The sequence below is a fragment of the Jiangella alba genome (assembly GCF_900106035.1).
Classification (GTDB): Bacteria; Actinomycetota; Actinomycetes; order Jiangellales; family Jiangellaceae; genus Jiangella; species Jiangella alba.
The window spans coordinates 2,686,473-2,706,425 of record NZ_FNUC01000003.1 but is presented as its reverse complement, the minus strand read 5'-3'; the positions used below and the strand labels follow the sequence as shown (position 1 = coordinate 2,706,425).

15 protein-coding genes are annotated in these 19,953 nt (G+C 73.3%); 12 read left to right on the top strand and 3 right to left on the bottom strand.

Annotated features, from left to right (window positions below; translation table 11 throughout):
- Window positions 1–11 precede the first annotated feature (11 nt).
- A complete protein-coding gene (locus tag BLV02_RS14885) occupies window positions 12–1,538 on the top strand; it encodes an Rv2578c family radical SAM protein (protein WP_281243386.1) in 1,527 nt (508 codons plus the stop codon).
- Window positions 1,539–1,618: 80 nt separating this feature from the next.
- Entirely contained in the window at window positions 1,619–3,379 is a 1,761-nt protein-coding gene (gene aspS, locus BLV02_RS14880; RefSeq protein WP_069111899.1) for an aspartate--tRNA ligase, read from the top strand.
- A gap of 23 nt (window positions 3,380–3,402) precedes the next feature.
- On the opposite strand, the gene BLV02_RS14875 is transcribed toward aspS, so the two are convergent.
- Window positions 3,403–5,355, bottom strand: coding sequence for an SMP-30/gluconolactonase/LRE family protein (locus BLV02_RS14875; protein ID WP_069111900.1), 1,953 nt, complete (start codon window positions 5,353–5,355; stop codon window positions 3,403–3,405).
- 131 nt (window positions 5,356–5,486) lie between these two features.
- On the opposite strand from BLV02_RS14875, the gene BLV02_RS14870 reads away from it, so the two are divergent.
- From BLV02_RS14870 to BLV02_RS14855, 4 genes are all read left to right on the top strand, one after another.
- On the top strand, window positions 5,487–5,957 hold the full coding sequence (locus BLV02_RS14870; protein WP_069111901.1) for a pyridoxamine 5'-phosphate oxidase family protein: 471 nt from the start codon (window positions 5,487–5,489) through the stop codon (window positions 5,955–5,957).
- Window positions 5,958–6,102: 145 nt separating this feature from the next.
- Window positions 6,103–7,743 (top strand): ABC-F family ATP-binding cassette domain-containing protein, encoded by a 1,641-nt coding sequence (locus BLV02_RS14865; protein ID WP_069111902.1) that lies wholly within the window; start codon window positions 6,103–6,105, stop codon window positions 7,741–7,743.
- An 84-nt stretch (window positions 7,744–7,827) separates the two neighbouring features.
- On the top strand, window positions 7,828–8,382 hold the full coding sequence (locus BLV02_RS14860; protein WP_069111993.1) for a Uma2 family endonuclease: 555 nt from the start codon (window positions 7,828–7,830) through the stop codon (window positions 8,380–8,382).
- A gap of 246 nt (window positions 8,383–8,628) precedes the next feature.
- Window positions 8,629–9,558, top strand: a complete 930-nt coding sequence (locus BLV02_RS14855; RefSeq protein ID WP_069111903.1) for a ribosomal RNA small subunit methyltransferase A — start codon at window positions 8,629–8,631, stop codon at window positions 9,556–9,558.
- On the opposite strand, the gene BLV02_RS14850 is transcribed toward BLV02_RS14855, so the two are convergent.
- Window positions 9,458–11,410 carry an NHL repeat-containing protein gene (locus BLV02_RS14850; protein ID WP_069111904.1) on the bottom strand — a complete coding sequence of 651 codons (1,953 nt, stop codon included), beginning with the start codon at window positions 11,408–11,410 and terminating at the stop codon, window positions 9,458–9,460. The two genes, BLV02_RS14855 and BLV02_RS14850, sit on opposite strands and share 101 nt — an antisense overlap.
- Window positions 11,407–13,686: an outer membrane protein assembly factor BamB family protein gene (locus BLV02_RS36530; protein ID WP_069111905.1), complete on the bottom strand. Its 2,280-nt coding sequence runs from the start codon at window positions 13,684–13,686 to the stop codon at window positions 11,407–11,409. Before BLV02_RS36530 ends, BLV02_RS14850 begins: the two co-directional genes overlap by 4 nt.
- A gap of 195 nt (window positions 13,687–13,881) precedes the next feature.
- On the opposite strand from BLV02_RS36530, the gene BLV02_RS14840 reads away from it, so the two are divergent.
- From BLV02_RS14840 to BLV02_RS14815, 6 genes are all read left to right on the top strand, one after another.
- Window positions 13,882–15,141, top strand: a complete 1,260-nt coding sequence (locus BLV02_RS14840; RefSeq protein ID WP_083288716.1) for an ABC transporter substrate-binding protein — start codon at window positions 13,882–13,884, stop codon at window positions 15,139–15,141.
- Window positions 15,142–15,216: 75 nt separating this feature from the next.
- Window positions 15,217–16,122, top strand: a complete 906-nt coding sequence (locus BLV02_RS14835) for a carbohydrate ABC transporter permease (RefSeq protein ID WP_069111907.1) — start codon at window positions 15,217–15,219, stop codon at window positions 16,120–16,122.
- Complete coding sequence (locus tag BLV02_RS14830; protein WP_216094255.1) at window positions 16,119–16,991, top strand: carbohydrate ABC transporter permease; 873 nt, start codon at window positions 16,119–16,121, stop codon at window positions 16,989–16,991. The genes BLV02_RS14835 and BLV02_RS14830 overlap by 4 nt, the downstream gene beginning before the upstream one ends.
- 7 nt (window positions 16,992–16,998) lie before the next feature.
- Window positions 16,999–17,721: an amidohydrolase family protein gene (locus tag BLV02_RS14825; protein ID WP_069111908.1), complete on the top strand. Its 723-nt coding sequence runs from the start codon at window positions 16,999–17,001 to the stop codon at window positions 17,719–17,721.
- Window positions 17,718–18,497, top strand: a complete 780-nt coding sequence (locus BLV02_RS14820; RefSeq protein WP_069111909.1) for an amidohydrolase family protein — start codon at window positions 17,718–17,720, stop codon at window positions 18,495–18,497. The genes BLV02_RS14825 and BLV02_RS14820 overlap by 4 nt, the downstream gene beginning before the upstream one ends.
- Complete coding sequence (locus tag BLV02_RS14815) at window positions 18,494–19,672, top strand: DegT/DnrJ/EryC1/StrS family aminotransferase (protein WP_069111910.1); 1,179 nt, start codon at window positions 18,494–18,496, stop codon at window positions 19,670–19,672. The genes BLV02_RS14820 and BLV02_RS14815 overlap by 4 nt, the downstream gene beginning before the upstream one ends.
- Window positions 19,673–19,953 lie beyond the last annotated feature (281 nt).

The window sequence follows — 19,953 nt, the reverse complement described above, 5'->3', positions numbered from 1 at the left end:
CGAATGGACGGGTGCGCTGGGACGGTCAGGAGCTTGCGGTGGCTGACGGCGGCGCGCTGCCGGGGTTGCAGCGCATCGCCGGGCTGGTCCGCAGCGTGCGCACGCCCGAGTTCGAGGGCATCACGTTCCACGAGATCACGTCGAAGTCGGCGCTGAACAAGGTGCCGGCGGCGTCGCACGTGCCGTTCCGGTGGACGGTCAACCCGTACCGCGGCTGCAGCCACGCGTGCACGTACTGCCTGTCCGGCTACGCGCCCATCAGCATGGCTGACGGCTCCACGATCCCGCTGGCCCGGGTCCGGCCGGGCGACCACGTGCTCGGCACCCGCCACGAGGGGCAGAGCCGCCGGCTGGTGCGCACCCGCGTGCTCGACCACTGGCGCACGTCGAAGCCGGCGTTCCGGGTCGAGCTCGACGGCGGCACGTCCATCGTCGCGAGCGGCGACCACCGGTTCCTGACGGCCGACGGGTGGAAGCACGTCGCTCCGGGCGGCGACGACGAGCCGGAGCGGCCGCACCTCACCACCCGCGACCGCCTGATGGGCCTGCGCCGCAGCGTCGTCGGCGCGGCGGTCCGGCCCGGCGCCGCGCTGGCGGTCAGCTACGTGCGGGCCATGGATGTCGAGCTGCCGATGTTCGACCTCACCACCGGTACCGGCGACTTCATCGCGCACGGCGTCGTCAGCCACAACTGCTTCGCCCGCAACACCCACACCTACCTCGACCTCGACGCCGGCGCCGACTTCGACCGGCAGGTCATCGTCAAGATCAACGTCGCCGACGTGCTGCGGCGCGAGGTCACCCGGCGCACGTGGGCGCGCGAGCACGTCGCCATGGGCACCAACACCGACCCGTACCAGCGCGCGGAGGGCCGCTACCGGCTGATGCCCGGCATCATCGAGGCACTGGCCGGGTCCGGCACGCCGTTCAGCATCCTGACGAAGGGCACGCTGCTGCGCCGCGACCTCCCGCTGCTGCGGCGCGTCGCCGAGGACGTCCCGGTCGGCATCGGGGTGTCGCTGGCGCTGCTCGACGAGACCCTGCACCGCTCCGTCGAGCCGGGCACCCCGACGCCGAAGGCGCGGCTCGACCTCATCCGGGCCGTCCGGGCGGCCGGGCTGCCGTGCACCGTCCTGCTGGCGCCGATCCTGCCCGGGCTGACCGACTCCGAGGAGCAGCTGTCCGCCCTGGTCGCGGCCGTCGCCGAGGCCGGCGCCACCGGCATCAGCCACATCCCGCTGCACCTGCGGCCGGGTGCGCGGGAGTGGTACCTGGGCTGGCTCGAGTCCACCCGGCCCGACCTCCTGCCGCTGTACCAGCGGCTCTACCACGGCGGTTCGTACTCCCACCAGCGCTACCGCGACTGGCTGCGCGCCCGGGTCGAGCCGCACCTGCGCCGGCACCGGCTTCGCGCCGACGACGAACCGGCCGACGGCACGCTCGACGACCGGCGGCGGCCGCTGCACGGCAAGCGGTGGGGCCCGCGGCTCACACCGGAGCCGGCGCCGGCCGAGCCCGGGCAGGACGCGCTGTTCTGACCGGGGGAATCGCCTCGCCGTCCGCACGGCGCGTTACGTAGGATCGCGGGGTCAGCACAACGACCCCGAGAGGACCATCCGTGCTCCGCACCCACGAGGCCGGCACGCTGCGTGCCGGCCACGCCGGCCAGACCGTCACCCTCACCGGCTGGGTGGCCCGCCGCCGCGATCACGGGGGAGTGGCGTTCCTGGATCTGCGCGACGCGTCCGGGGTGGCGCAGGTCGTGGTGCGCGACGAGGCGGTGGCGCACGGGCTGCGCAACGAGTTCTGCGTGCAGGTGACGGGTCAGGTCGGCCGCCGTCCTGACGGCAACGAGAACCCGAACCTGCCCACCGGCGAGATCGAGGTCGTCGCCGACGACGTCCGGGTGCTCAGCGAGGCCGAGCCGCTGCCGTTCCAGATCGACGACCACGTCGACGTCGGCGAGGAGGTGCGGCTGAAGTACCGCTACCTCGACCTGCGCCGGTCCGGCCCGGCCGCCGCCATCCGCCTGCGCAGCGCGGTCAACAGGGCCGCCCGCGACGTCCTGCTGGCCGAGGACTTCGTCGAGGTCGAGACGCCGACGCTGACCCGTTCGACGCCCGAGGGGGCGCGCGACTTCCTGGTGCCGGCCCGGTTGCGGCCGGGGTCCTGGTACGCGCTGCCGCAGTCGCCGCAGCTGTTCAAGCAGCTGCTCATGGTGGCCGGGCTGGAGCGGTACTTCCAGATCGCCCGCTGCTACCGCGACGAGGACTTCCGCGCCGACCGCCAGCCCGAGTTCACCCAGCTCGACATCGAGATGAGCTTCGTCGAGCAGGACGACGTCATCGCGCTGGCCGAGCGGGTGCTGGCGGCGCTGTGGGCGCTGGTGGGCCACGAGATCAGCACGCCGATCCCGCGCATGACCTACCGCGACGCCATGGACCGCTTCGGCTCCGACAAGCCCGACCTGCGGTTCGGGCAGGAACTGACCGAGGTCACCGAGCACTTCGCGAACACCTCGTTCCGCGTCTTCCAGGCGGCCTACGTCGGCGCCGTCGTGCACCCGGGCGGTGCGTCGCAGAGCCGCAAGGAGCTCGACGGCTGGCAGGACTGGGCGAAGGCGCGCGGCGCCCGCGGCCTGGCGTACGTGCTGGTCGGGGCCGACGGCGAGCTGTCCGGCCCGGTCGCGAAGAACCTCTCCGAGGACGAGAAGGCGGGCCTGCCGAAACTGGTCGGCGCGGTGCCGGGCGACGCCGTGTTCTTCGCCGCCGGCGCCCGGCGCGCCTCGCAGGCGCTGCTCGGCGCTGCCCGGCTCGAGATCGGCCGGCGCGCGGGGCTCATCGACGAGAACGCGTGGGCGTTCACCTGGGTGGTCGACTCCCCGCTGTTCGAGCCGGTCGCCGAGACCGACGACGTCGCCGTCGGCTCCGGCGCCTGGACCGCCGTCCACCACGCGTTCACGTCGCCGAAGCCCGAGTCGATCGACACCTTCGACACCGACCCCGGCAGCGCGCTGGCCTATGCCTACGACATTGTCTGCAACGGCAACGAGATCGGCGGCGGGTCGATCCGTATCCACCGCCGCGACGTCCAGGAGCGGGTCTTCCAGGTCATGGGCCTGAGCCCGGACGAGGCGCAGGAGAAGTTCGGCTTCCTGCTCGACGCGTTCAAGTACGGCGCCCCGCCGCACGGCGGCATCGCGTTCGGCTGGGACCGCATCACCGCGCTGCTGGCCGGCTCCGACTCCATCCGCGAGGTCATCGCGTTCCCGAAGACCGGCGGCGGCTACGACCCGCTGACGGCCGCGCCGGCGCCGATCACCGCCCAGCAGCGCAAGGAGGCCGGCATCGACGCCGTCGCGGAGCAGCCGGAGAGCTGACGCGGCCGCGGCCCACCCGCGCCTCAGCCGAGGCGCGGGTGGATCGCGACGCTGATCAGGTTGCGCTCCTTCAACGCGTAGAGGGCGCGGCCGTTGGGCGCGATGTTGAGCCGGGAGCCGCCGCCGAACCAGTCGCTCGCGAGGCCGTCGACGATCTTCTTCGCCGTGAAGGGGACGAGGTCGATCCGGTAGACGGCGTTCACGTCGCTGGTGTAGGCGGTGAACCCGGAGATCAGCAGGTCGCCGCCCCGCTCGCTGACCTTCAGCGTCCGCGTGATCGCGCGCTCCACCAGGCTGTACTCGAACAGCACGCCGGTGTTGGTGATGCCGTACACGGCCCGCGGGGTGTGCGCCAGGTCCATGACGGCGCCGATGCCCGGGAGCACCTCCAGCTCCCACGCCACCGTCCTGGTGCGCAGGTCGAAGGCGGCCAGTTTCGCGGTGGGCGTGACCGGCGGCGAGCCGAGGCCTTCCTGCGTGCTGGTGCCCAGGAAGAGCGTCCCGGCGACGGCGGTCAGCGAGAACACCGTCTGCCGCTCGATGACCGGGCGGTAGGTGTCGAGCTTGCCGGTCCTGGGGTCGTACAGGTTCAGCGCGCCGTTGGGGTGGCCGGGCTCGGGCTGGGTGGACATCGCGATCAGGCCGGTGGCGCGGTCGTAGGCCAGGTCCTTGGGCCGGTCCTGGTTGTGGCCGGTGCGGAACAGCAGGGTGGCCTCGGCGTCGCCGGCCCGGTGGGCGTAGAGCGCGGCCTGGGTGTAGATGCCGAGGTAGGTGGTGCCGTCGACGGTGATCGCCGTCTTCGGTTCGCCGGGGATGTCCAGCCGGGTGACCTCGCCCGAGGCCAGGTGGTGCAGGTCGGCGCCGCTCTTCCCTCCGACGTAGACGACCCTGCCGTCGGAGTGCACCGACATCGGCGCCTCGGCGGCGGCGCGGAAGCCGCGCTGGACGTGGCTGGCGTAGTCCATCGAGCCCGTGGCCGGGTCGTAGACGAAGACGCCGGGGTCCTGCAGGCCGTAGATCCGCCCGCCGTGTTCGAGGAGGCGCACCGTCTGCGCCTCCGGGAACGGTACGCCCAGGACCTCCAGCTCCCCGCCGTCCACCGGGACGCGGTAGACCGTCCCGGTGGGGCGGCCGGCGAAGTAGACCCAGCCGTCGTGGATGAGGACGGCGACGGTGTACTTCTCGCCCGCGGCGCTCGCCTTGACGATCCGGTACTTGGTGGGGTCGGCCTTGTCGAGGACGACGAGTTCGGCGGTGGAGTTGAGCCCGCCGGCGATGTGGGTGTCGCTGATGCTCATGCTGGACACCCAGTCGCGGTCCAGCAGCTCGGCGGGCAGCAGTTCACGCTTCTCGCCGGTCTGCCGGTGGATGGCGATGAGGTGCGCGTTGGACCCGATGCCGGCGTAGACGTAGGTGTCGTCGGCCTGGATGCTGCGCACGTACGCCTCGCCGGGCGCGGGCTGGCCCAGGTCGCGACTGACGCCGGTGGCCGGGTCGTACTCCACCACGCGCCCCGGCTCCGACATCCCCATGTAGATCTTGCCGTCGGGGGAGGCGGCCATGGTCCAGATGAAGTGGTCGGGGTACTCGGCGAGCTTGCTCACCTCGCGGCTGACGGTGTCGATGCGGTAGAGGTCGGAGCGCGAGTGCGTGCCGACGTAGACGTCGGTGCCGACCTTGCACATCGCCCAGATGCCGATGCCCGTCGTGATCTCGAAATGCTCGGCGATGCTGTCGGTGCCCAGGTCCCAGGCGCCGACGACGTTGGGGTCCAGGCCGCGCGAGCCCATGTACAGGACGTCGCCGACGAACTCGCCGTTGCCCAGCGGACTGGCCACGCTGGCCGGGCCGAGATCGGTGACGGCGCCCTCGGCCGGCCGCGTGGCGGCCGAGGCGGGGAGGGCGGAGACGGCGGGAAGGCTGACGGCGGCGCCCGTGGCGGCGGCGGCCTGGAGGAAGCGTCGGCGGGGGATCATGCGCCGGATGCTATTGCGGTCTGGGCCGTAATGTCCAGGGTTGAGGACGTCCCCGTCCGGCGCGCTGTCGGATCGAGCCCACCTCCGTTCGTCTCAGGAGTAGCAGCACTCGACGAATGGAAGGACACCGCATGACCGCGCCACCCACCCTCGCCCCGCGACCGCTCGCCGAACGCCGCGACGCCGCCCGGCACCGACTGGCCACGGGCCATCGGCTCTGGCTGGCCACCGGACGCGACGGCCACGGCGCGCACCTCATCCCGGTGAGTTTCGTGCTGGACGGCGAGCACCTGACGATGGCGACCTTCGACCGCAGCCGGACGATGGCCAACCTGCGCGCCCACCCCCGGGCCCGGGCGGTGATCGGCGACCCCGACGACGTCGTCGCCATCGACGGCGACGTGTCGATCGTCGAGGTGGCGGACATCGACGCCACGGTCGCCGATCGGTACGCGCAGGTCTCGCACGATCCGAGGCAGGTGCCCGGCTTCCGGTACCTGTACCTTCGCCCGGACCGCGTCCAGGTCTGGAACGGCTTCCACGAGTTCGGCGGCCGCACCGTCATGCTCGGCGGCTCCTGGCTGGACGCGCCGGCCGACTGACGGTCCCGGCCGCGGGGTAATTCACTTGCCCCGCGGCCGGGCCGTTTGGCATCATCGATCTCGATGTGATCTGACGCGTGACTCTCGCCCGCGCCCGAGGTGTGTCCACCCGGCGGGCTCCCAGCAACCTCGTCGAGGTCGTCACGTGTCTCTACTTTCCGTTCGCGCCCTTTCCATCTCCTACGCCGGTCGCCGGGTGCTCGACGGGGTCGGCTACGACGCCACCGTGGGCGAGCGGCTCGGGATCGTCGGCGAGAACGGGGTCGGCAAGTCGACGCTGCTGCGGCTGTCCGCGGGGGTGGAGCGGCCCGACTCCGGCACCGTCGAGCGGCACGGCAGCCTCGGCTACCTCACCCAGGAGCCCGACCTGCCGGCCGGCAGCACCGTCGACGGCGCCGTCGACGCCGCGCTCGCGGAGTTCCGCGTCCTCGAGCAGCGCATGCGCGCCACCGAGGCGAGGCTCGCCGACGGTGACCAGTCGGTGCTGGACGAGTACGGCGACCTGTTGGCCGAGTTCGAGCACCGCGACGGCTGGTCCGCCGACGCCCGGGCGGCTCGCGCGCTGGCCGGCCTCGGCCTGGCCGACGTCGCGGGGGAGCGGCCGGTCGAGACCCTGTCCGGCGGGCAGCGGTCGCGGCTGGCGCTGGCGCTCGCGCTGGTCCGGGCCCCCGACGTGCTGCTGCTGGACGAGCCGACGAACCACCTCGACGACGACGCGATCGAGTTCCTCGAGGAGGCGCTGCGGGCGCACCGCGGCGCCGTCGTCATCGTCTCGCACGACCGCGCGTTCCTCGACGGCGTCGCGACGTCCATCCTCGACCTCGACCCGGCGCTGACGGTCGGCCGCGACGGCGTCCCGCACGTGGGCCCGGCCCGCTACACCGGCACGTACACCGACTACCTGGCCGGCAAGGCCGCCGCCCGGGCCCGGTGGGAGCAGGCGTTCGCCACCTGGTCCGACGAGGTCGACGCCGCGCGCGCCGTCGTCAAGCAGGACGCCCGCCGGGTCGGGCACGAGGGCCGCGGCCGCCGCGACAACGACAAGTTCGTCGCGCATTTCCTCGGCCAGAAGGTCGACGCGGCGGTGTCGCGGCGGGTCCGCGACGCCGAGAACCGGCTGCGCCTGCTGGAGGAGCTGCGCATCCCGAAGCCGCCGCGGCTGCTGACGTTCGACGCCGCGCTCGGCGCCGACGTGCCCGACGGCGTGCTGATCGCCGTGCGCGACGTGAAGGTGCCCGGCCGCATCACCGCCCGCGCGATGGACGTCACCCGCGACACCCGGCTGATGATCACCGGCCGCAACGGCTCCGGCAAGTCGTCGCTGCTGTCGGTGCTGGCCGGGGCGCTGGAGCCGGAGACGGGCGACGTGCTGCGGTCGCGCCGGCTGCGGATCGGCTGGCTGCCGCAGACCGGCAGTTTCGCCGACCCGTCGCTGACGGCGGTGCAGGCGTTCGCGGCCGGGCGGCCCGGCCCGGCGGACGAGTACCAGGCCGAGCTGGCCGGCCTCGGCCTGCTGCCCGGCCCGGCGCTCGCGACCCCGGTCGGCGCGCTGTCGGTGGGGCAGCAGCGGCGGCTCGCGCTGGCCCGGCTGCTGGTGACGCGGCCGCAGGTGCTGCTCCTCGACGAGCCGACGAACCACCTGTCGCTGGGGCTGGTCGAGGAGCTCGAAGCCGCCGTCGACGGCGCCGGCCTGGCCGTCGTCGTGGTGACGCACGACCGGTGGGCCCGGCGCCGCTGGCAGGGCGAACGCGCCGAGGTCGTCCACAACGAGCTGCTGCTCGGGTAGTTGTCCACAATCTGCGGATCGGCGATGGCGGAGCATGATCATCTGGGGAAGGCTCAGTGGCGACCGAGCCCGGAAAGGGGCACCATGACAACCATGATGGAGCGGCCACGTGGAACCGACGCCTGGACCGTCGACGACCTCGCCGGCCTGCCCGACGACGGACTCCGCTACGAACTGCTCGATGGGTTCCTGCTGGTGACGCCGGCACCGTTGGGGCCGCATCAGACCGCCGTCCTCGAGATCGCCGTGTTGCTGCGTACGGCGATGCCCAGCCACCTGAAGGTGTACGTGGCACCTCGAGACTGGCAGCCGGACCGTGGGACCTCGTTCCAGCCAGACGTTCTCATCGTCCGCCGCGACGAGGACAGGGACGGACCCATCACCGCGCCGCTGGTCCTCGCCGTGGAGGTCCAGTCGAGGAGCACCCGGCGGAAGGACCAGTTGCTCAAGTACTCGAAGTACGCGGACTGCGGGGTGGCGTCGTACTGGATCGTCGACCCGGACGAGCCGTCGATCGTGGCCTACGACCTGGTCGACGGAGCGTATGTCGAGGTGGGCCGGGCCTCGGGCGAGGAGAGGGTCACACTCGCGCAGCCGTTCGAGGTGACCGTCACACCGAAAGCGCTGGTGTCCGGCTGAGGCCGGCCGCTACGGTTGGAGCATGGGAGCATTGAAGTTCGGCGCTGTGGCGTCCTGGCGCATCCGCCGGCACGTCACGGCGTAGCTTCACGTACCACCGGCTGACCCCCGGCTGAGCGGGGTCCGGGCCGGCATCACGGGAGCACGCCGCAGCCGCGTCCGTCCCTCGGTGACCACACCCGAGGCGAACGGCGCGGCTCTTCGACGTCCGCTGACTCCTGTGATCCTGATTGGTCGTGATGGCCCATGCCACGGCATTCCCGCACCCACCAGCGCCCGAACCGCCAGAACCGTCCCAGCCGCGGCGCGGGCGGGCGTCGCTCCGCCGGCGCCGAGCCGAACCACGCCGGCATCCACCTGCTCCGCGACTCGTCGGTGAGCGCGCGCATGGTGCGCTCGTCCGGCGCCGGCCCGGGCGACCTGGTGATCGAGCTGGGCGCCGGGCTCGGCGCGCTGACCGCGCCGCTGGCGGCCACCGGCGCCCGCGTCATCGCCGTCGAACGGGACCCGCGGTTCGTGGCGAAGCTGGAGCGGCGCTTCGCCGACGCGGGCGAGGTGCGCGTGGTCGAAGCCGACGCGCGCAGTGTGATGCTGCCGCGCCGCCCGTACGCCGTGGTCGCGAACATCCCGTACGCCATCTCGACGGCGCTGCTGCGCCGCCTGCTCGATCCGGAGGCGACCTCCGTCGAGGCGGCGGACCTGCTGGTCGAGTGGGGGTTCGCCAAGCGCATGACGGAGGACCGCCCGCGCGACCTGGAGGTCGCGTGGTGGCAGGCCCGGTTCGAGCTGAGCATCGCCGGACGGATCCGGCCGGGCAGCTTCCGGCCGGCGCCGTCGGTCGACTCCGCGCACCTGGTGATCCGCCGCCGCCCGGACGTGTCGCGGCCGCAGGCCCGGCTGGCCCGCAAGCTGCTGCAGGACGCCTACCGCGCGCCGCGGCGGCCGGTGCGCGAGGTTCTCGGCGCGCACGTGCCGAAGAAGCGCGCCCACCGGCTGCTGACGTCGACCGGCATCGACCCGCCGGTCGTCGCCGGGACGATCCCGACGACGACCTGGCTGGCACTGGCCGGTGAGCTCAGCGCCGATGCCGCGGATGCAGGTCGAACCGCGCCAGCTGACGACCGGCGACGCCCCACGCCATCCAGCCCCGCTCGAACTCCAGCTGAGGAACGGTGAACCAGCTGGCGACGAGCGGCCCGGCCAGCTGCTCCGCGTCGTGACCGGGGCGCAGCCGGTACACGTAGTCGCCGAAGTTGGTCGCGGCGAACACCTGGTCGTTGTGCACGACGATCTCGCCGTAGCCGCTGACCTTGCCCTGATGCACGACGGTGCGGGTGGCGAGGTCCATCGCGAACCAGGTGCCGCTCTGCCGCTTGTACACGCCGTACAGGAACCCGTCGTGCACCTCGACGTGCTGCATGCTGGCCATCCCGGCGATCGGCTCGGTGCGCCACAGCACGGTCCGGGACTCCAGGTCGAACGCGGCCACCTCTGCGGCCGGCCGCGCCGGTGTGGTGCCGCCACCGCCCCAGGTGTCGCCGGCCAGGTACGCGATGCCGTCGTGCAGGGCGACGGACGTGACACCCTGGTCCGGCAGTACGCCGACATGGGCGTCCATCGCGCCGGTCTCGAGGTCCAGCAGGGTCAGCGCGCCGTTCAGCCGGCCGGTCCCCGGCATCGACGCGACGAGGAGCAGGCCGCGCTCGGCGTCCAGGGCCAGCTCCCACGGCCGCTGCTGGTCGTTGCCGAGCAGGCCCAGCGACGTGACGGTGTCGGTGGCCGGGTCGATGCTGATCAGCTCCCCGCTGGGATAGAGCGCGCCCAGCACCCGGCCCTCGTGTGGCAGCATCGCCTTGACCTCGCCGGCCACCCGGATACGACGCGGTTCGACGCCGGCCCACGGCTGGTGCACGGTGAGATAGAAATGCCCGCCCACGTACATGGCGGCGCCCGGGTCGTACGCGATCGACTGGACGAGATCCGGCCCGGCCACGGCCGCCTCCTCGGTGAGGTCGAGCGTCTCGGTGCCGCCCGTGGCGAGGTCGTGGAACCACAGCACCCCACTGCCGCCGGCCCCGACCAGCACCGACTCCTCGCGCTGCCAGATGCCGCGGGTCTCGTCGCCGGGGTTGACGGTGTCGACCTGCTCGAGCGCGTCGCCCTCCCGCCGGTACAGCGCGCCGGTGCGGCGCGCGACGCCCAGCAGGTCGCCCGACGGCGTCAGCGTCAGCGCGTCGATCATGGTCGACGGCTCGGGCGGGGCGATCACCTTGTGGTCGGAACCGTCGGGCGCGAGGTCGAGCACCTGGCCGCCGGCCGACACGAGCACCCGGCCGCCGGTGGCGATGATCGGGTCGACCGACCCGGCCCGTTCCAGTTCCACCGGGTAGATGTCGCGCTTCGCACCGGTGGCGCGGTCGACGGCGATGACGTGGCGCAGCGGGGTCGTGCCCACGTACACCTGCGTGTCGTCGGCGGCGATGACCCGGGCGAACTGGGTGTCCGTGGCCACCCGGCCGAGGTTGCGCAGCACCCCGGTGTCGGGCCGGTACTCCCACAGCTCGCACCGCGGCGACGTGCCCGCGTACACCGTGCCGTCGGGCGCCGTCGTCAGGCACCAGACGAAGCCGCCGGACGGCCCGATGGTGCCGAGCAGTTCGACTTCACCGGTGGCGGGGTCGTAGCGGTACAGGTCGGGGGTCGGGTAGGTCCCGACGTAGACCTGCCCGCCGGACACGGTGCACGCCCAGCCGCCGTCGCCGCGCTGGAGCCGGTCGACCCGGGTGACCGTCCGGGACGCGAGGTCGACGGTGACGACCTTGGGCGGGGTCTGGCCGCGGGTCACGATGTAGCCGGTGTCGCCGTCGACCGCCATGCCGACGATGGCCGCGGTGACGGCCGCGGGCCCGAACAGCTCCGGCGCCGGCGGACCCGCGGCGGCGGCCGTGCCCACCACCCCCGGCAGGACGGGCAGGGCACCAGCCGCGGCGGCAGCGGAGAGGAACGTGCGGCGGCTGAGCTCGGTCATCGGGAGGTCCTCTCCGGAGCGGTGACGGTGATGGTCCGGGACACCTCGACGGCGCCCCCTGGCAGCGACGCGTGCGCGACGCCGGTGACGTCGACGGTGGTCTCGGCGGCGTCGGCGACGGTGCGGCGCAGCACGCAGGCGCCGTCGTCGCCGGTCACGCAGGCGGTGGCCCGCCCGCCCTGCCACGCCGCCGACACCCTGGCGCCGGCCAGCGGCGCCCCGTGCCGGTCCTGGACGGTGACGGTGACTGACGCCCGCCACACCCGGGACCGGTCCGGGTGGCCCACCCACGACGACGCCGCCGTCGCCGACACCGGGGCGAACAGCTCGCCGGGGACGTCGAGGCGGACGAGGGTGCGGCCCTGCACGGCGAACAGCGTGGTGCCGTCGGGGGTCGCGGCGACCGACGCCGGGCCGTACCACTCGCCGGCGAGGCCGGTGTAGACGGTCGAGACCACCGGCGCGCCCGGCGCCGGCCAGGTCAGCCGGAAGATCGACTTGCCGTCCGTCGTGTAGACGCCGGTGGCCGACGGGGTCAGGATCGACGCGTTGACGCCCAGCGCGTGCTCCCAGCGCAGCGCGCCGGTCGCGGGATCGAGCCCGAACAGCCGGCCGGTCGAGGTCGCGCCGACCAGGTCGGCGCCGATCAGCTGGAGGTCCCCGACGACGGTCGCGGCGCCGGGCGCCGGGATCGACCAGCGCACCGCGCCGGTGTCGGCGTCGACCGCGGCCACCTCGGCCCGGGTCGCGATCGGGCTGGTGCCGAGGCCGGTCTTGATGTCGCTGCCGAGGTAGACGGTGTCGCCGTCGGCGGTGACGGCGGAGATCGTCTGCTCGTCGACGATGTCGCGGTACACGGCCAGCTCGCCGGTGGCCACGTCGTAGCTGGCCAGAGCGCCACCGTAGCGGCCGTAGTCGGGCTCGGTGCCGACGTAGAGCCGGCCGGTGCCCTCGTCGAAGAAGGAGTCGCGGGGCCGGGTCTGCTCGTGCCCGATGTCGGCCAGGTGCGTGACCGGTCCGGACACCTGCGCCAGCTCGTAGATCAGCGCCCGCGTGTAGACGGAGAGGTAGACGGTGTCGCCGGTGGGCCACAGCGACTTGGCCTCGCCGGGGACGAAGACCCGGGTGCTGGTGCCCGCGGCGGGGTCGTGGATCTGGACGCCGCCGGAGCCGGACACGTACACGTGCTCGTCGTCGGCGGCGAGCGCCATCGGCCCCTCCGGGCTCGGGGTGACGCCGGCGGCGTCGAGCGGCAGGCCGGCGACGGTGCCGGAGGCCGGGTCGTAGCTGTAGGCGAGGCCGTCGACCAGGCCCCAGACCCTGCCCTCGTGGAAGGTCAGGCCGCTGGCCGCCTTCTCCGGCGCCGGCACCGCGAGCGCCTCCGCGGTGCCCGACCACAGGTCGTAGCCGTACAGCGTCCCCGAGGGGCGCGCGGCGAAGTACGCACGTCCGGGCTCGCCGCCGGTGACGGCGACGACGAACGTCTCGGCCGGCGCCTGCACCAGCTCGTGCCGGGACGGGTCCGCGGTGTCCAGCACCAGCAGCTGGCCCCGCGGCGACACACCGCCGAGCAGCACGCCGTCATGCAGCGCCAGCGACGAGACGAAGGTGGCGCCGGCCAGCTCCGGGGGAGTGAGGTCGGCGATCTCGTGGGTGGCGCGGTCGATGCGCACGAGCGACGCGGCCGAGCCGATGCCCGCGTAGACGTACCGGTCGTCGGCGACCAGCGCGCGCACGTAGTCCTGGCCGGGCACCGTGACGCCCAGATCGGTGACGGCGCCGGAGGCCGGATCGTAGGCGAAGATCCGCCCGCCGGACGACTCGTACGTCCCGATGTACACCACGCCGTCGGGCGCCACCGTCAGCGCGTAGACGACCGCGCCGGAACCGCCGGCCGTCAGGATCTCCTGGACCTCGCCGCTGAGGGTGTCGACGCGGTACAGCTTCGCCGGCGTGTAGGTGCCGACGTAGACGTCGGTGCCGGACGCCGCGCTGACCCAGGCGCCCAGGCTGTCCGGGAGCGGGATCTGGCTGATCGCCTCGCCGCTGGCGGGATCGAGCCCGATCAGGGCCGGCGGGTTGGCCTGCCGGGTCGAGAACCAGAGGGTGTCGCCGATGAAACCGCCCGATCCGGTGGGCGTCGCCACGCTGGCCGGCCCGAGTGGCTGGGCGGTCCAGGGTGGATCGGCGGCCGGCGCCGGTGCGGACGCGGCTGCCGGCAATGGCGCCAGCAGCGAGAGCACGAGCGCGAACAGGACGAGCAGGCGTGGGCGCATGCGGCCTCCTTGGGCGGAAATGGCCGCAGCGTAGCGACGCCGATATATTCGGTCAAGGCCGTTATTATGGGTTGCTGGATATCGATCGAATCTCGACCTGATGAGTGTCGGCCGAGGTGCCTTGACGGCTGACATCGGCAGCTGTAGTTTCGGCCCAGGCCGGTATTCGCCGGCTCCTGGGCGAGGAGGATTCCGGTGCGAGTTCGTAGTGTGGCAGTCGCGGCGGCAGCCGCGCTGACCGTGGCCGCGTGCGGCGGGTCTGATGACGACACGGCCGGTGGTGGCGGTGGCTCGTCCGAGATCACGGTGTGGATGTACCCGGTGATCCCGGACCAGGACGCCAGCATCGCGTTCTGGGACCAGGTCGAGGCCGACTTCGAGGCCGAGCACGACGACATCGACCTGACCATCGAACAGCAGCCGTGGGAGGGCCGGGACGAGAAGATCGCGACCGCGATCGCGTCCGGCCAGGGTCCGGACCTCGTGCTGCTGACGCCCGACCAGACGCTGCAGTATCAGGTCAGCGGCGGGCTGAAGCCGCTCGACGGCGCCGTCGAGGACGACCGCGACGCCTACCTGCCGAGCGCGCTGGAGGTCGTCACGTTCGAGGACGAGCTGTACGGCGTGCCGATTTACCACACCAGCACGACGACGGCGTACAACATGGCCGCGTTCCAGGCAGCGGGCATCACCGAGCCGCCGGCCACGTGGGACGACGTCCTGGAGGCGGCGCCCGCGCTGGCGGCGAACGGGGTCTCGGTGCTCGACTACTCCGGTTCGCCGGAGACGACGCTGAACCTCACCTTCTACCCGCTGCTGTGGCAGGCCGGCGGCACCATCTTCACCGAGGACGGCTCCGACGTCGCCTTCGACGGGGCCGAGGGCCTGGAGGCGCTGCAGTTCCTGCTCGACCTGCAGGAGGCCGGCGGCCTCCCGGCCGATGCGGCCACGAAGACGAACCTCGTCGACGGCGGGCCGCTGACCACGGGCACGACGGCCATGACGTACGCCATCACGATGCCCGACATCGAGATCATGCGCACCAGCCTCGGCGCCGAGAACGTGACGGTCGGCGCGCCGCTGAGCGGCGAAGAGCAGGTGAGCTTCGGCATCCCCGGCGTCCTGGCGCTGACCAGCATCAACGACGACGAGGACGCGGCGTACGAGGTGGCGTCGTTCATCGCGAGCCCGGACGTCAACGCGGCGCTGAACGCCGAGGCGGGCACGTTCCCGGCCCGCACCGACGTCGACGCGCCCACCGGCGACGAAGCTCTGGCGACGCTCAGCGACGCGCTGCAGTACGCTCGCCCGGGCGAGGTCGAGCCGACCTCCCGTCAGGTCATGGCGGTGCTGTCGGCGCAGCTGCAGGCCGCCCTGCAGGGCTCGAAGTCGCCCGAGGACGCACTGGCCGACGCCGCCTCGGAGGCGCGTGACCTGATCGCCCGTGGCGGCTGACGCCCCGGCCGACACCACCGTGACCAGGGCGGCCGCCGACCCGGCGGCCGCCCTGCGGCGGGCGAGGAGAACCGAATGACGTTGCAACGCACGGCCCCGCCTCGCCCGACGTGGCGGCAGCGCGTCCGCGACCCTGGCTGGGGCGTGATCTTCGTCCTGCCGATGCTCGTGCTGTTCGTGATCTTCCGGTTCGTGCCGAGCCTCGGCGCCGTCGGGATGAGCTTCACCGACTACCGGCTGAGCGGGGACTTCTCCTTCATCGGCGCGGAGAACTACCGCCGGCTGATCGAGGACGACCTGTTCTTCGACAGCCTGCGCGTCACGCTGATGTACGCGCTGATGTACGTGCCGCTGACGCTGGTGGTGTCGCTGGGCACGGCCACGATGCTGCACCACGTCATCCGCGGCCGTGGGCTGTTCCGCGGGCTGCTGTTCCTGCCGTACGTGACCTCGTTCGTCATGGCCGGCATCATCTGGATCTGGATCTACGACTCCGACGGGCTGCTCAACGGCGCCCTGGACAAGGTCGGCCTCGGGCCGGTGCCGTTCCTGACCGGCAACCAGGCGATGGTGCTGGGGTCGCTGGCCGTCGTGTCGGTGTGGAAGAGCTTCGGGTACTCCATGCTCATCCTGCTGGCCGGGTTGAAGAACATCCCCGAGGACGTCATGGAGGCGGCGACGCTCGACGGCGCCGGCCCGGGGGCGAAGTTCCGCCGCATCACGCTGCCGCTGCTGAAGCCGGTGCTCTTCTTCGTGGTGGTCATCGAGACGATCGTGGCGTTCCAGGTGTTCGACACCATCTACGTGATGACCGGCGGCGGCCCGGCCCGCGCGTCGTACGGACTGGTGTACATGCTGTACGACCAGGGCTTCAAGTTCTTCGACTTCGGCTACGCCGCCACCATCGGCGTCATGCTGTTCCTCGTGGTCCTCGCGATCTCGCTGGTGCAGCGCTACGTCCTGGACCGGGAGAACACGTGACCACCCTCACCGCACCGCCCGCGACGGCGACCACGCCGCCGCCCACGAGGAAGGGCCGCCGCCGTTCCCCGGCCAACGTCTGGCTGACCGTCCTGCTGATCCTGGCGTCGGTCTTCACCGTGGTGCCGTTCATCGCGGTGTTCGTGCTGGCGATCACGCCCGAGGGCGCGCAGACCATCCCGCAGCGGATGCCGGACGAGGTGACGCTGGACAACCTGTCCGCGGTGCTGTCGGCGTCGTCGTTCCTGCGCTGGACGCTGAACTCGTTCGTCTTCTCCATCGTCTCGGTCGTCGTGATCCTGCTGACGGCGGCGATGGCGGGCTACGCGTTCGCCCGCAAGCGGTTCCCGGGCAGCAACGCGCTGATGTGGTCGTTCCTGGCGACGCTGATGGTGCCGGCGCAGGCCACGCTGATCCCGATGTTCGTGCTGGTGTCGAAGCTGGACGGGGTCAACACGTTCTGGGGGCTGATCGTCCCGACGCTGGCGAACTCGCAGGCGGTGTTCCTGATGCGGCAGTTCATCAAGGACCTCCCCGACGACCTGTTCGACGCGGCGAAGATCGACGGCGCGGGGGAGTGGACGGTGTTCTGGCGGCTGGTGCTGCCGCTCACCAAGCCGGTCCTGGCCACCCTGGGGATCTTCGTGTTCCTCTGGCACTGGAACGACTTCCTGTGGCCGCTGGTGATCGCGCAGACCGACGAGATGCGCACGCTGACGGTCGGGCTGTCGACGCTGAACGCCGAGACGGTGACGCGGGCGCGCATCATGGCGTCGGCGGCCATCAGCGTGGTCCCGTGCCTGGTCATCTTCGGTGTCCTGCAGCGGTACCTGGTGAACAGCATCGCGACGACCGGGTTGAAGGGCTGAGCTCCTGGTGCGGATCTTCGACGCCCACCGGGTGCTCGGCCCGATCCCCGGCGACCACGTGCCGTCGGCGGACGTCGCGGGGCTGCTCGCGGAGCTGGACCACCTCGGCATCGACGGCGCCGCCGTCACGCCGAGCGGCGGGCTGTACGGCGACCCCGCCGTGGAGCAGCCGGCCGAGGCCCGGCACGAGCGGCTGGTCACCGTCCCGGTGGTCCTGCCCGCGGTGCCCGGGGCCGGCTGGCCGGGCGACCCGGGCATCGTGGTCGCGTCGGCGCCGGCGATGGTGCGGACCTGCCCGGTGCGGCACCGGTTCGCGCTGACCGGGCCGGTGGCCATGGGCTGGTGGCATGAACTGGCCGGGGCCGGCATCCCGCTGGCGCTGGACGCCGGCGAGACCGGGCTGGACCGCGTCCGCGCCCTGGTGACGGCGGTGCCGGGGCTGCGGGTCCTGGTGCTCTCGCCCGGCTACCGGTCGCTGCGCGAGCTGGCGGAGCTGCTGGACGCCCACCCGGGCGTGTCCGTCGAGACCGGCACGCTGGTCGCGGCCGGTGCGGTCGAGTGGCTGGCCCGCCGCGCCGGGGCGCACCGGCTGGTGTTCGGCACCGGCGCGCCGGTGTGGGACGACGCCGGCCCGCGGTTCCAGCTGGACCACCTGCGGCTGCCCGCCGCCGACGTCGAGCTCATCGCGGCCGGGTCGTTCGACGCGCTGGTGGCGGGGGAGCGGTCATGAGCCCCGTCATCGACATGCACGGCCACATCGGCGCGTGGGCCGACTTCTTCGTGCCCGAGCCGGACCCGGCCTGGCTGCTGGACACCAACGCGGCGATCGGCATCGACGCGGTGGGCGTGTCGCACCTGCTGGCCGTCGGCCGCGACGCCGTCGCCGGCAACGAGCTGGCGCTGGCGGAGGCCGACCGGCACCCGGACCGCCTCGGCGTCTGGCTGGTCGCCGACCCGCACCAGCCCGGCGCCGCCGCGCTGCTGCGCGACCAGCTGGACCGGCCCGGTGTCTGGGGGCTGAAGCTGCACCCGGACACCCACCTGTGCGCCGCGACCGACCCGCGGTACGAGCCGCTGCTCGAGCTGGCCGCCGCGGCCGGGGTGCCGGTGCTGTCGCACGGGCAGACCCGCTCGCCGTACTCCGACCCCGGCGACCTCGCCGAGCTGGCCCGCCGCCACCCCGGCGTCGCGCTGCTCGTCGGGCACGCCGGGCTGTGGCCGGACGGCTACGACCGCGCCGCCCGGCTGGCCGCCGCCGCGCCCAACCTGTACCTGGAGATCTGCGGCTCCCGGCTCACCACCCGCTGGCTGGAGCGCATGGTCGCCCTCGCCGGCGCCGACCGGGTGCTGTTCGGCACCGACGCGTGCTTCCTCGACCCGCGGCCGGGCCTGGGGAGGGTGCGGCTGGCCCGTTTGTCCGACGCCGACCGTGCGCTGGTGCTGGGCGGCAACGCCGTCCGGTTGCTCGGCCGGCGCCTTCCCACCGCACTGCAGGAGACGCCATGACGACACTCGCCATCGACGGCGGCACGCCGGTCCGCTCCGCACCCTGGCCGGCCTGGCCGCCGCCCGCGTCGGACGAGCAGCGCAAGCTGCTGGCGGAGGTGGTCGACAGCGGCCACTGGGGCGCGACGTCCGGCCCGCTGTGCGAGCAGCTGGCCGCGGAGTTCGCCGGCCGGCACGGCGCGAAGCACGGCATCGTGCTGACGAACGGCACGCTGGCGCTGTTCGTGGCGCTGCGCGCGGCCGGCGTCCGGCCCGGCGACGAGGTGGTCGTGCCCGCGTACACGTTCGTCGCCTGCGCGACGGCCGTGCTGCTGCTCGGCGCGGTGCCGGTGGTGGCCGACGTCGACCCCGGCCACCTGCACCTGACGGCCGGCACCGTCCGGCCCGCGCTGACCGAGCGGACCCGCGCCGTCATGCCCGTCCACCTCGCCGGCAGCCCGGCGCCGCTGGACGAGCTGTTGGCGCTGGCCGCCGAGCACGGCCTGGCCGTCATCGAGGACAGCGCGCAGGCGCACGGCGCCTCCTACCGCGGCCGGCCGGTCGGGTCGCACGGCACGGCGGGCACCTTCAGCTTCCAGTCCAGCAAGGCGATGACGGCCGGCGAGGGCGGGCTGATCGTCACCGACGACGACGACCTCGCCGCGCGCGTGTGGTCGGCCTGCAACGTCGGCCGGGTCCGCGACGGCGCCTGGTACCACCACGCCGAGGTCGGCTGGAACCTGCGCATGACGGAGCTGCAGGCGGCGCTGCTGCTGCCGTGGCTGCACCGCCTGGACGACGAGGTGGCCGCGCGCGACGCGTTCGCCCGGCAGGTCGCGGCCGGCCTGGCCGCGGCGGACCGCCCGGTGGCGGTGGTGCCACAGCCCGACGGGACGACGGCCGACTCGCGGCACCTGCTGATGCTGCGGGCCGCGCCGGGCGTCGACCGCGACTGGGTGAGCCGTGCCCTCGAGGCCGAGGGCGTGCCCGTCGACGCCGGTTACCCGCCGCTGGGCGGGCTGGCGCCGCTGCAGGGCCTGGTGCGGGCGCTGCCGGCACCGGGAGCCGAGGGCGCGGCCGCGACGGTGTTCTGGCTGCGCCAGCCGCAGCTGATGGCCGGCCCGGACGGCGCCGGCCACGTGGTCGCCGCGGCGGAGCGGGTGTTCGGCGACGATCGGGCCTTCCCGCGGGGGTGATCGCGGCCGTCGTGCCGTGCCGGCCGCGTGGGTCGGGTGCGGCGCTGCGGCCGCCTGGGGTTCGGTCCGCGCCGGGTGACGCTGGTGCCAACGGTTGGCGCCAGCGTCAACAACCGCCACGGGACTCCCCGGGGGGGGGGGGGGGGGGGGGGACCCTTGGGGCGTCGGGGAGGAGCGGGCTCTCCCGCCGGGGGTGACCGCGGCCGTCGTGCCGTGCCGGCCGCGTGGGTCGGGTGCGGCGCTGCGGCCGCCTGGGGTTCGGCCCGCGCCGGGTGACGCTG